The organism is Dechloromonas aromatica RCB, from assembly GCF_000012425.1.
In genome coordinates, this window is the sequence record NC_007298.1 from 2,991,001 (window position 1) to 3,003,761 (window position 12,761).

Consider the following 12,761-nt stretch of genomic DNA (forward strand, 5'->3'; position numbering starts at 1 on the left):
ACCATGAGCCACGGCAAGCTCCGCCGACTTGCAGCCCTGCTGACATGCTCACTGGGATTGCTGTTGGCTGTGCCGACCACCTACGGCGAAGTCGCGTCGGAAGGACAGCTGAAGGCTGCCTATCTGGTCAACTTCCTGAAATATATCGAATGGCCGGGTACGCGCACCACGGTCAATATCTGCCTGTTCGGCCGCGACAGCCTCGGCCCTTATCTGGCCAGCTATGAAGGCCGGCAGGTTGGCGGCCGCGAGTTGCGCATCCGCAAGGTCAACAGCCCGGAGCAGCTGGCTGACTGCCAGGAACTGTTCATTCCCGAGACCGAAGAAGCACGGGCCGGCGCCGTCCTGCGCTGGGTAGACAAACAGGCCATCCTGACCGTCAGCGACGCGGAAACCTTCGCCCGCGACGGCGGGGCGATTGCCCTGATCCGCACCGAAGGTCGCCTGCAGTTTGACATCAATGCAGATGCCCTAAACCGGGCCAACCTGAAGGCCAGTTCGCAAATGTTGCGTCTCGCCCGGCAGGTGATAGGAAGCGTCCGATGAACATTGACAACCTGCCCATCCGCCGGCGGCTTGCGATGATTATCGCGGTCTCGCTGGGTATCAGCCTGTTGCTGACCTCGCTGTTTTTCGCCATCCGCCAGATCGACCATCGACGCGACGCAAAATTAACCGAACTGCGCTCAATGGCCGAAGTGATCGCCTTCAACGCGACAGCCGTGGTCGAGTTCCAGGATATCGCCGGAGCCGAGCGCCTATTCAGTTCCCTTGCCCAGCACCCCGATCTTGTCCTGGCTCGCATGCGGGGCACGGACAACGGTTTCAACTTTCGCTATCAACGCCCCGACTCGCTGCAGCCCGACGCCAAACATGTTGGCCCGGCGATTGTTTTCCAAGCCAGCAGCATTGTCGACTGGACGCATGTCACGACCATTGTCCCGATCCGGATCAGGAGCGATGTGATCGGTTCGGTCGCCATGACCGCCAGCCTGGAGAAAGTCTGGCGCGATGCACTCAGCGATTTCATGACCTTCATCGTCGCCTCACTGGTCGCCTTCGCCCTCGCACTGCTCATTGCCCAGCGCATGCAGCACTCGTTGCTAAAGGCACTTGGCGCGCTGACCAGCACGGCAAATCGCGTGGCCGAATCGAAAGACTTCACGGAGCGGGCCAGCAAGTATTCGAACGACGAAATCGGCCAGCTCGCCGATGCGTTCAATACGATGCTGATCGAAATCGCCGATCGTGACCATGAACTGACCGAGTACCGCGATCACCTCGAAGATGTCGTTCAGTTGCGCACTCAGGAACTCCGCCTAGCCAAGGACAACGCAGAACAAGCCAACCGCGCCAAGAGTGCCTTCCTGGCCAACATGAGCCATGAAATCCGCACCCCGATGAACGGCATCATCGGGGTCGCCGATCTGCTCGCGGCCGGCTCTCTGAACGCGCACCAGCAGAACCAGTTAACCACGCTGCGCAGTTCGGCCGATACCCTGCTTTACCTGCTGAACGACATTCTCGATTTCTCGCGCATCGAAGCCGGCGGGCTCCAGCTGGAAAAACTGCCCTTCAGCATCCGCGAAACCATAGAGCAGGTCATCTCGGTCTTTTCGCCGACCGCCCGCAAAAGACACCTCGATCTGTGGTTCGACATCGAACCTTCACTGCCGGACTATATTGTTGGCGACAGGTATCGATTAGGCCAGGTCATTACCAATCTGCTGAACAATGCCCTGAAATTCACCGAATCCGGCAGCGTGCGCATTTCCTGCCGTTCGCAACAGGACAAGAATGGCCAGAACCGTCTGCTGATCGAAATCACGGACACCGGCATTGGCATCATCGCCCAGGCACTCGCCGACATCTTCTCTCCGTTCCGCCAGGCCGATAACAGCATGAGCCGGCGTTTCGGCGGCAGCGGCCTCGGCCTCGCCATCGTGCACGACCTGGTCGCCCTGATGGAGGGTGAAATTACCGCGAAAAGCACCCCCGGAAGGGGCTCGACGTTCAGTATCGACTTGCCGCTCGAATGTGCTCACAGTTTTGGCCGCAATTTGCCGGACTGGATGCCAAAATTGCGTGGCCGCCAGGTGCTGGTCATCTCTGCCAACGAAGCGCGCAGCAATCACTGGCAAGCCATGTTGCGCTGGGCTGGTATCGACACCCTCTCGGCGCCATGCTGGAACGAGGCTCAGACCATACTGGAATCAGCCAAGCCTGACGCAATCATCGTCGAAGATAGCCCAAGCTTCCGCAGCAGACTTGAACAATCGGACTCCGCCCCCCCCTTCCCGGTCCTGTTTGTCTTTAATCTGGAAACGCCGAGCGAGCAGACAGTAGAGCTACCCGAATGGATCACGGGCCAACTACACACACCGTTTGGTGACCTCACCCTGTGGACTGAACTGGCCAAACTCTGGGGCTTGGTCACTGAAACCTTGAAGGAACCCGAAGCATCCGGCAACCTGCATTTCAACGCTCATGTCCTGATGGTGGAAGACAATGACACCAACCGCCTGATCCTTGAACAGATCCTGAGCACGCTGGGCTGCACTGTACGGCATGCCAACAACGGCCAGGCAGCCCTGGCAGCCCTCGAAGTCGAGCCATTCGACCTCGTGCTGATGGATGTCCAGATGCCGATCATGGACGGCCTGACGGCGACACGCCGGATACGGGAAGCGGAAAAGGAGCGTCACCAGCCTCGCCAGTTGATTATTGCGCTGACCGCCAACGCCCTGGCGGGGGACCGTGAGATGTGTCTGCAAGCCGGCATGGACGATTATGTGACCAAGCCAGTCACCATTGGGGGGCTCAGCAAGGCGTTCCAGCGCTGGCTGCCATCCTCGCCCGCTGAACCTCAGGCGCTTGCCGCCCTTTCAGGCAAACGGGACAATGCCGCGACCATGACCGTCATCGATCTGAGCGACCTGCGAGCCAGCCTGGGCGAGCAAGCCCACCAGATCATCCCGGCGGTCATCAAGTCTTACCTGAGCGAAGGTGAAAGACACGTTGAGGTGCTGAAGGCCGCGGACCGGGAATTCAATCTCGAACATGTCACTCGGATCGTGCACAACCTGAAGAGTTCGAGCGCCGCGCTGGGCATCAAGCAATTTTCTGAACTGTGCAAGGAAGCGGAAAAACTGCTGCGGGGCAGCCAGATCGAAACAGGCAAGGCATTGCTGCCCCGTATCGTCAAGGCCTTTGAAGAAGTCCGTCTGACCGCTGAAACGACGCTCGCCGAAATGGCCAGAGACAAATCATGAGCAGGACCGACAAGCCCAAGCTCCTGATTGTCGACGACGAGCCGGTGATGCGCACCATCACCGAATCGGTGTTGGCCCAGCATGAATTTGACGTAACCACCGTTGCCTCGGCCGAGGAAGCCATTTCGCAGATCACCCAAGGCCATATCCCCGACTTGCTGCTGCTCGATGTGCTGATGCCGGGCATCAACGGTTTCGAGGCCTGCCGGATTCTGCGCCGCATTGAGCGCCTTGAGCACCTGCCGATCATCATGCTGACTGCACTGGACGATCAGGCATCGATCGACGAAGCCTACCGCTGCGGCGCAACCGACTTCATTACCAAGCCACTCAATATCCCGCTGCTGCCGCACCGGGTACGCTACCTGCTGCGCTCCTCGATTGCCTTCAAGGATCTGGTCGATAGCCAGCTCACCCTGATCCATACCCAGCAGATCGCCCATCTTGGCAACTGGACCATGGACCACGAGGGCAATATCAGCGCTGCCTCGCGGCAATACCTGGACATCATCGCCGCCGCACAATTACCGGTTTCCGAAAAACGCCTGCTCGCCCGCGTCCATCGCGAAGATCGCAGCGCATTGATGCGCTGCTGGGCAGAATTGCGTGCCGGCCGTCCATACCAGATCGACTATCGGCTACGCAGTCTGGCCAACGAAAATCTCTGGCACCACGTTCACGAACGCGGCTTTCCCATATTCGACGAGAAAAATCATTATCAGGGTGCCAGCGGCTTCACCCAAGACATCTCGGAGCGGGTCTCCCAAGAAGAAAAAATCCGCCAGCTGGCCTGGCACGATCCTGTCACCGGCCTGAACAACCGCGATCGCCTGATCGAACTGCTTGAGCGCGATCTCCAAGCCGACGACAACAAGACCGGCGTGGTCATTCTCTACATTCATCTGAGCAACCTGCGCGACGTCGCGACCGTCCTCGGACAAGAGACCTCGGATGCCGCCATTCGTACCCTTGCCAGCCGCATCAAGGGCTTGCTGAAAACGCCGCCGCAATGCAACTGCCCGGCTGACCGAGAGTACATGCAGGATGCGAAGCTTGCCCGTTATGACGAGCAATCCTTCGTGCTGGCGCTGCCTGGTGTGCTGGACCGGGAAGAGATCTACTGCTACGCCAATGCAGTGAACGAAACCATAAGCCAGCCGATGTTGCTGCTCGGCGACGAAGTGCTGATTACGCCCTTCATCGGGATTGCCTATTACCCGGAAGATGCCTCGGACACGGCAGAGCTGTTCCGGCGCGCCATGCTGGTTGCCCTGCGTGCCGCCAGCAATAATGGCACCGTAGTCAGCTTCTTCGACCAGAAACATGACCACGAAGCCGCCCAGCGACTCGTTCTGGAACGTGGTCTGCGTGCGGCGCTCGATCAGGGCGGCCAGCTACGCCCCTATTTCCAGCCAAAAATTTCCGCGGCCACCGGCGAAATCATTGGCGCCGAAGTCCTGCTGCGCTGGCAACACCCCTTGCTCGGCTTCATCACGCCAGACCGCTTCATCCCGCTGGCGGAAGAAGTTGGCCTCATTCACCCGATCAGCGAATGGCTGATCAGCCAAGTCTGCGAACTGATCGCCGACTGGCTGGGTATGCGGCAGAAGGTCGGCACGATCAGCATCAACCTGTCGGCCGAGAGTTTCTTCCAGCATTCGCTGATCCAGTTCATCGATGAAGTGCTCAACCGAACCGGCGTTCCAGCCAGCCAACTGATCATCGAACTGACCGAAAGTGTGCTGATGCAGAATGCCGATACCGCGCACCAGGTGATCAACGAACTACGCCAACGCGGGATCCGCATCTCACTCGACGATTTTGGTACCGGCTTCTCGTCGCTCGGCTACCTCAACCGCTTCAGCATCGACGAAATCAAGATCGACCGCTCCTTCGTCATCGACCTCGAGGAACAGGGCAAGAAACGGGCGCTGGTCCAGGCCATCATCACGCTGGGCACCGCCCTCGGCCTGAAGGTCGTCGCCGAGGGTGTCGAAACCCGACAGCAGGCCGACCTGTTGCGAGCGATGGGCTGCGACATCTTCCAGGGTTTCTTTTTTGCCCGGCCGATGCCGGCTGACGAATTCATCGCTTTCCAGTTGCCGGCCATTGAATCCGGAATAACCCCGGATCCGACTCCATGACACCACGCGCCACACGCCTCGGGAAGCCATTCGGCAGCGGGCTATTGCTCACCCTGCTGCTCGGTCTGGTCGCCCCCTGCTCGGCCGCCATCGATGCCATCGATCTGTCGCTGGAGGATCTGCTCAAGGTCAATATCGTCTCGGCCCCGAAATTTGCCGAAAATCCGGACCAGATTCCCTCCGTCGTCTCGATCCTGACCAACGAAGACATTCGCCTCTATGGCTGGCGAACCCTCGGTGATGCCCTGCGCACGCTGCAGGGCTTCAACGTGACCGATGACCATACCTACGCCTATGCCGGCGTGCGTGGCATCTCGCAACCCGGCGATTACCGTCCTCGCATGCAGATCCTGATCGACGGCATGTCGGTCAACGAAAACATCTACGCCAGCGCCCCGGTCGATTCGGCATTCCCGCTCGATATCGGCCTGGTCGAACGCATCGAAGTCATTCGTGGCCCAAGCGCCTCGGTCTATGGCGGCGATGCGATGTTCGGTGTGATCAACGTGGTCACCCGTAGCGGGCAGAGCGTCGGCACCGAAGCCAGCCTGGGTCTGGGCAGTGGCGCCAATCGCCGGCTGCGCGCCAGTTGGGGCGGCCAGGTCGGCGGCAACGAGGTGCTGATTTCAGCCACCGGCTTCAATGTGAATGGCAATACGCTGGCCTTCAGCGACGTCAATGGCGACGGCAGTTCCCGCGACCTGCACCGCCTCGGCGGCGAAGACGGCGGACAGCTGTTCGTCAAGGTACGCGGCGATGACTGGCACTTCAGCTTCATCCATGCCAAGCGCGACCGCATTGTGCCGACTGCCAGCTACGATACGATTGTCGACGACCGCGGCCATGTCGAATCGGATCGTTACACGCTGCTCGACCTGAGCAAGCGCTGGAAGCTGAATGCCACCAACGAGCTGCACCAGCGCCTCTATTTCGGTGACTACGGCTACGACGGGGCATTCCCCTACGATTACTCGGCCGACCTCGGCGATCCGCACGCCATGAACGTCGACAAGGCCCGTGGTAGCTGGTGGGGCATCGAGAATCGTCTGGTCAACACCGGCTGGTCCGGCCATCGCCTGACCGTGGGCCTTGAATACAAAGGCAACTGGCGCCAGAACCAGAGCAATTTCGACCGCGGCTACGGTTGCATCAATGCCGACATGAGCATCAGCCCCACTCCATGCCTGGACGATCGCCAGCACAGCCGGCAGCTCACGCTGATGACCCAGGACGAGATTCAGTTGGGCACGGCCAACCTGCTGACATTGGGCCTGAGCTACAACAACCTGGGCAGCCTGGGCTCGTTCTGGAGCCCGCGTCTGGGCGTCGTGCATGATGCCGGCCAGGCCGGGCTGTTCAAGGTGCTGTACGGCACCGCATTCCGCGTGCCTACGGTTTATGAGCGGGCCTACGCCACGCCCGCCCTGGCCTACGGCAACCCCAGCCTGAGGCCGGAAAAGATGCGTTCGCTGGAGCTTTCATGGGAGAAACGCTTCAGCCAGTTTTCCCGGTTCACGGCCACGGCCTACCACCTCCACATCGACAAGATGGTGACCACCGACGAAGCTGGTGTCGCAGAAAACAGCGCGCATACCAATGCCAGTGGCCTGGAAATCGAATACGAGCAGCGCTGGAGTAACGGCAGTCGGCTGCGCACCGGCTATACGGTGCAGCATGCAGCCGAAACGAACCACGGCTTTGACAATTCGCCGCATCACATGGCCAAGCTGAATGTTGCCGTACCGACCGGCATCACCCACCTGATGGCCGGCCTCGAAGCCCAATGGATCAGCGCCCGGCTGGCCTGTCTCGGCACCGAGCGGATTCCGTCCTATACGCTGGCCAATCTGAATCTGAGCTACGCCCCCAGCGGCAAGCGTTGGGAAGTCGCGCTCGGCATCTACAACCTGTTCGACCACCGCTACAACGACCCGGTCGCACTCGACAGTGTCATGGGCGTTCGTCGCTGGCAGATGCCGCAACTCGGACGCACTGCGCTGCTCAGTACCACACTGCACTTCTAGGACGCCCGTCCGGCCCTCAGTCGGCCAGTTCGATCTGCCCGCTGATATTGGTCGTCAGCAGGCTTTCCCCGGCCTCCAGCGGGGCCGGGGCCGCATCGGCGGCCAACATCACGCCCCGGCTGGCGCGCATCATCGGCACCGGCATGCCACCGCCCTGCTGGATGTTGAGCTGCTTGATCTTCCAGGTCTTGCCCAGTTGCTCACCGACCACGGCGGCACGGCTCTGGAAGGCGCGAATCGCTTCGCGCGTCGTTTCGTCTTCGACCTGACGTCGCGTTTCCGGCGATGGCAGTTGATTGACCGCACCGACCGCCAAACGCATCTGCTGCAGCTTGCCGAGCAGTTCCGATACCGCCCCCAGGTCTTTCGATTCGATCAGCAGCTCGCTGCGCATGCGCCAGCCATCGATTTTCTGGGCCGGCCCGTAGACCGGGTAAGTCGATTGATTACCGCTCTTGACGGTAACGCCAGCTTTCGCCCGAATGAGCTTCAGGGCCTCGGCTATATCGGCATTGACGCGGCGCGCCAGTTCGGCTGGGTTATTGCCGCTGACTTCGCTGAACACGCTGGCCCGCACCATGTCGTTCGCCGCCAGTCGGCTGGCCTCGGCGGAAAGGTCGACCAGCGCGCCGGCCTGGGCGCTGGCAGCGGCGAAACACCCCGCCAGCAAGGCGGTCACGAGCCGGCTCATTGCGGCCCCTTATCCTGCAAGCGGCCGTAGATGACCAGCAACACAATGGCGACAACGATTGAGGCGATGAAACCGGCGCCCTCGCCGGCCTGATACCAGCCCATCGCCTGCCCGAGCATGCCGGCCAGGAACGAGCCGCCGATGCCGAGCAGCACGGTGACGATGAAGCCCATGTTTTCCTTGCCCGGATGCAGCCACTTGGCGATGACGCCAACGATGAAGCCGACGACGATGGTCCACACGATTCCCATAGAAAAATCTCCTTTATTCCCTTAAGCAGAAGCCTGACCAAAGAAATCCGCTGGCCGGCAGACAACCCTCGGTTGCCTGCTGATATTAACGCCATGGCATGACAACACTTGGCACCGAACGGTAAAGATTTGTTGGCCGGACTGCCCGACCGACAGCGGGCGTCACACCATCGACAGGCGCGCCGCAAGGGTATCCATCAGCACTCTGACTCGATGCGGGACATGTCGATTGCTCGGCAGCATGGCATAGATGCCGAGTTCGGGAATCGGGAAATCGGCCAGGATTTCCTCGACCCGCCCAGCCGCCAGAAAGGTATCGACAATGAAATCCGGCTGGCAGGTGATGCCCAGCCCCTGCGCCGCCGCTTCGGTCAATACGTCGCCGTTATTGGCATTGAGGCGGCTGCGCACATGGAAACTTTCCAATTGGCCTTCGACCATGAACTGCCAGACCTGGCTGCTCCCGGCGTAGGTATAGCCAAGACAGACGTGATGCACCAGCTCGGCAGGATGCAGGGGCCGGCCATGACGAGCCAGATAGTCCGGGGCGGCCACGACCAGCATCCGGCCGCTCCCGATCTTGCGGGCCACATCACCTGATTCCAGCCGGCGAGTAATGCGGATCGACAGATCAATGCCTTCTTCGATCAGATTGACCCGGCGATCGCTGTAATCCATATCCAGCACGACTTCCGGATAACGCTGCGAGAAGTCGAGCAGCACGGGAGCCAGTTTTTTCAGGCCGTAGCTCAGCGGCAGGCTGATCCGGATATTGCCACGCGGGGTCAGACGCTCTTCGGCGACGCCGGTTTCAGCCGCCTCAACCAGATTGAGGATGACCCGGCACTTTTCCAGATAGGCCGTGCCGCCCGAGGTCAGCGTCAGGCGGCGAGTACTGCGCGCCATCAGCTTGACGCCGAGATGCGCCTCCAGCGCGGCGATCTGCCGGGTGACCACGGAACGGGCAACGCCTTGTTGCTGCGCCACCGCCGAAAAACTGCCGAGTTCGGCAACCCGAACAAAGAGGTGCATCGCGTCCAGACGGTCCATTGTTGCAATATCCGCAATAGTAATTTGCACATTGTCGGCTATTTCGTTCCAAATAACAGGCATAAAGTGCGTCCATCGACACAGGAGTTGCAGCAATGACACAAACCCCATCCGCCATTTTCGTCCCGCACGGAGCGCCGACCTTCGCGCTCAATCCGGGTGCAGCCGGCGCCGCGCTATCCGCCCTGGCCGCCAAGCTCCCGCTGCCGCGCGCCATCGTCATCGTCAGCGCCCATTGGGATACCGCCGTGCCGACCGTCGGCTTCGCCGAACGTCCTGAAACGATCCACGACTTCTGGGGATTCCCGGAAGAACTGTACGCCCTGCGCTACCCGGCCACCGGTTGCCGTGAAGCCTCCGAGGAAGTCGTCGCCACCCTGCAAGCCGCCGGCCTGCCGGTCGCCACCGATCCCAGCCGCGGCCTCGACCACGGCGCCTGGGTGCCGCTGCGCCTGATGTTCCCCGATGCCGAAGTCCCGGTCATCCCGGTTTCCATCCAAAGCCGTGGCGGCCCTGAACAGGCCTACCAGCTCGGCCAGGCACTGGCTCCGCTAACCGCCAAGGGCTTCCTGATCATTGCCTCCGGCAACGTCACCCACAACCTGCGCGATTACCAGATGGCAGCCATGCGCGGCGGCCAGACCCCGGCTTATGTCCGCCAATTCACTGACTGGCTGGCTGAGCGGCTCGCTGCCAGCGACATTGATGCCCTGCTCGACTATCGTCGCCAGGCCCCCGGCGGCGTGCAAGCCCACCCGAGCGATGAACATTTGCTGCCGCTGTATGTCGCACTCGGTGCCGCTGGTGAAAACGCCAAGGCCGACCGCTTTCATGCCGGCATCGACAATTATGTAATCGCCATGGACGCCTACACCTTCCAGGCCCAATAAAGGAACCCGATCATGACCTACACCAAGACCGCCAAGGCCCTGCACTGGCTGATGGCCATCCTGCTCTTCGGGCTGTTGGCCCTCGGTTTCTACATGCATGACCTGCCGCTGTCGCCGGACAAGCTGAAGCTCTACTCCTGGCACAAGTGGGCCGGCGTCACGGCCTTCCTGCTGCTCGCCGTCCGCCTGCTCTGGCGCCTCTCGCATCGCCCGCCAGCCCTGCCGGACAGCATGCCGAAGCTGATGCAGTTCGCCGCCCACGCCGGCCACCTGATGCTCTACGGGCTGATGATCGCCATTCCGCTGACCGGCTGGCTGATGAGTTCGGCCAAGGGCTTCCAGACCGTCTATTTCGGCTTGCTGCCCATCCCTGACCTGCTCGACAAGAACAAGGAACTGGGCGATCTGCTGGCTTTGGTGCACAAGAGCCTGAACCTGCTCTTCGTCGCCGTGCTGGCCGGTCACATCGGCGCCGCCCTGAAACATCACTTCATCGACAAGGACGACATCCTGACCCGGATGCTGCCCAAGCACTGACCCTTAGGAGAACCCAACATCATGAAAAAACTCGCTCTCGCCCTGGCCTTCGCCAGCCTGATCCCTGCCGCCCACGCCGTTGAATACACCCAGGTCCAGCCTGAGAAAAGCGCCGTGACCTTCGTCTACAAGCAGATGGGCGTCGCCGTCGATGGCAAGTTCAAGAAGTTTTCCAGCCAGCTGAATTTCGACCCGGCCAAGCCGGCTGCCGCCAAGGCCACCTTCGATGTCGAACTGGCCAGCGTTGACACCGGCGCCCCGGAAGGCGACCAGGAAGTGGCCGGCAAGCCGTGGTTCAACACCAAGGCCTTCCCGACCGCCCGTTTTGTCTCCGGCAGCGTCAAGGCGCTCGGCGGCAACAAGTACGAAGTCGCCGGCAAGCTGAGCATCAAGGGCCAGACGCAGGATGTCATCGTTCCCGCCACCTTCACCGCCCAGGGCAATACCGGCGTCTTCGACGGCGGCTTCACCATTCGTCGCGCCGATTTCACCATCGGCGAAGGCGCCTGGGCCAAGTTCGACATCGTCGCCAACGACGTGCAGATCAAGTTCCGCATTACCGCCTCAACGAAATAAACCCCAACCCACAACAGGAGAATCACCATGAAAAAGCAACTCGCCACCCTCGTCCTCGCCATTGCTGCAGCCGCTCCGGCCCTGGCCGCTCCGCAAACCTTCACGCTGGATGGTACCCACAGCTTCCCGCGCTTCTCGTACAGCCACTTCGGCTACTCCACCCAGCTCAGCCGCTTCGACAAGACGACCGGCACCGTCATCCTCGACAAGGCTGCGAAATCGGCCAAGGTCGATATCGTGATCGATACCAAATCGGTCGATACCGGCTACCCGACGTTCAACGAGCACATCCAGGGCGAAGACTTCCTGGACACCGCCAAGTACCCGACCGCCACCTTCAAGTCCACCAAGGTCGTGTTTGAAGGCGACAAGCCGACCAGCGTTGAAGGCAACCTGACCCTGAAGGGCGTGACCAAGCCGGTTACCCTGAAGGTGACCAGCTTCCAGGCCATGCCGCATCCGATGATGAAAAAGGATGCGATCGGTGCCAATGCGACAGTCACCGTCAAGCGTACCGATTTCAACATGGGCAAGTTCGCACCTTACGTTGGCGACGACGTGACCATCGACATCGCCCTCGAAGCCATCGCACAATAAGCCAGCTCCATCCCGGGCGGCGGCCCGGCATACGACAGCCCGGCCGCCGCTTTCCCTGCCCGTTTCATCTATTCCTGATCAGGAGCACGCCATGACCCAACTGAACGTCCTCGGCATTTCTGGTAGCCTGCGCCGCCAGTCCTGCAACAGCGGCCTGCTCCGCGCAGCGCTGGCCGAATTGCCAGCCGGCATGCAGATGAAAATTGCCGACCTCACCGATATTCCGTTCTACTGTGCCGACCTTGCCGAAAAGCCGGCCAGCGTCGTTCGCGTTCTTGCCCAGATTGCTGCCGCCGACGCGCTTGTCCTGGCCTGTCCGGAATACAACTATTCCATCGCCCCGGCGCTCAAGAACATTCTCGACTGGGCCTCACGCGAACCGAACAACGCCCTGCTCGCCGGAAAAGCCATTGCCATCATGGGGGCTGGCGGCGGCATGGGTACCTCGCGCGCCCAGTACCATCTGCGCCAGGTTTGTGTCTTTCTTGACCTGCATCCGCTCAACAAGCCCGAGGTCTTCGCCAATGCCTTTGCCGGTGCCTTCGATGCCGATGGCAACCTGACCGATCCCAAGATCATCGCCCAGATCGCCCAGCAGCTTCAGGCCCTGGAGCAGTGGTGTCGCAAGATCAAGGCCTGAGCCTGACGACAGCCAACACCGCCGGAAGCGTCTGCCGGGAAAACCCCCGTCCTTTTTCGGTCGGGTTTTTTTAAAAGACCCGCTTAACG

The 12,761-nt window shown here is 60.9% G+C and carries 12 protein-coding genes; 9 read left to right on the forward strand and 3 right to left on the reverse strand.

The window, feature by feature from the left end:
- Positions 1-3 precede the first annotated feature (3 nt).
- Genes DARO_RS14280 through DARO_RS14295 form a run of 4 tightly spaced genes read left to right on the forward strand, consistent with a single transcriptional unit; the run spans position 4 to position 7,440 of the window.
- The gene (locus tag DARO_RS14280; RefSeq protein WP_011288514.1) at positions 4-546 is read left to right on the forward strand and encodes a YfiR family protein; all 543 of its coding nucleotides are present in this window, start codon (positions 4-6) and stop codon (positions 544-546) included.
- Positions 543-3,272 carry an ATP-binding protein gene (locus DARO_RS14285; RefSeq protein ID WP_011288515.1) on the forward strand — a complete coding sequence of 910 codons (2,730 nt, stop codon included), beginning with the start codon at positions 543-545 and terminating at the stop codon, positions 3,270-3,272. Before DARO_RS14280 ends, DARO_RS14285 begins: the two co-directional genes overlap by 4 nt.
- Positions 3,269-5,416: an EAL domain-containing protein gene (locus DARO_RS14290; RefSeq protein ID WP_011288516.1), complete on the forward strand. Its 2,148-nt coding sequence runs from the start codon at positions 3,269-3,271 to the stop codon at positions 5,414-5,416. Before DARO_RS14285 ends, DARO_RS14290 begins: the two co-directional genes overlap by 4 nt.
- On the forward strand, positions 5,413-7,440 hold the full coding sequence (locus DARO_RS14295; protein ID WP_011288517.1) for a TonB-dependent receptor domain-containing protein: 2,028 nt from the start codon (positions 5,413-5,415) through the stop codon (positions 7,438-7,440). Before DARO_RS14290 ends, DARO_RS14295 begins: the two co-directional genes overlap by 4 nt.
- A gap of 16 nt (positions 7,441-7,456) precedes the next feature.
- Here DARO_RS14295 and DARO_RS14300 read toward each other — a convergent pair whose 3' ends face one another.
- From DARO_RS14300 to DARO_RS14310, 3 genes are all read right to left on the reverse strand, one after another.
- Complete coding sequence (locus DARO_RS14300; protein WP_011288518.1) at positions 7,457-8,131, reverse strand: SIMPL domain-containing protein; 675 nt, start codon at positions 8,129-8,131, stop codon at positions 7,457-7,459.
- Positions 8,128-8,382, reverse strand: coding sequence for a GlsB/YeaQ/YmgE family stress response membrane protein (locus DARO_RS14305; RefSeq protein WP_011288519.1), 255 nt, complete (start codon positions 8,380-8,382; stop codon positions 8,128-8,130). Before DARO_RS14305 ends, DARO_RS14300 begins: the two co-directional genes overlap by 4 nt.
- A gap of 162 nt (positions 8,383-8,544) precedes the next feature.
- Entirely contained in the window at positions 8,545-9,432 is an 888-nt protein-coding gene (locus tag DARO_RS14310; RefSeq protein WP_011288520.1) for a LysR family transcriptional regulator, read from the reverse strand.
- A 95-nt stretch (positions 9,433-9,527) separates the two neighbouring features.
- Between DARO_RS14310 and DARO_RS14315 the strand changes: the two genes are divergently transcribed.
- The 5 genes from DARO_RS14315 (at position 9,528) to DARO_RS14335 (ending at position 12,672) form a co-directional block, all read left to right on the forward strand.
- On the forward strand, positions 9,528-10,322 hold the full coding sequence (locus DARO_RS14315) for a DODA-type extradiol aromatic ring-opening family dioxygenase (protein ID WP_011288521.1): 795 nt from the start codon (positions 9,528-9,530) through the stop codon (positions 10,320-10,322).
- Positions 10,323-10,334: 12 nt separating this feature from the next.
- The gene (locus tag DARO_RS14320; protein WP_011288522.1) at positions 10,335-10,859 is read left to right on the forward strand and encodes a cytochrome b; all 525 of its coding nucleotides are present in this window, start codon (positions 10,335-10,337) and stop codon (positions 10,857-10,859) included.
- Between the two features lie 21 nt (positions 10,860-10,880).
- A complete protein-coding gene (locus DARO_RS14325; RefSeq protein ID WP_011288523.1) occupies positions 10,881-11,435 on the forward strand; it encodes a YceI family protein in 555 nt (184 codons plus the stop codon).
- Positions 11,436-11,462: 27 nt separating this feature from the next.
- Entirely contained in the window at positions 11,463-12,032 is a 570-nt protein-coding gene (locus DARO_RS14330) for a YceI family protein (protein WP_011288524.1), read from the forward strand.
- A 91-nt stretch (positions 12,033-12,123) separates the two neighbouring features.
- Positions 12,124-12,672, forward strand: coding sequence for an NAD(P)H-dependent oxidoreductase (locus tag DARO_RS14335; protein ID WP_011288525.1), 549 nt, complete (start codon positions 12,124-12,126; stop codon positions 12,670-12,672).
- Positions 12,673-12,761: the final 89 nt, after the last annotated feature.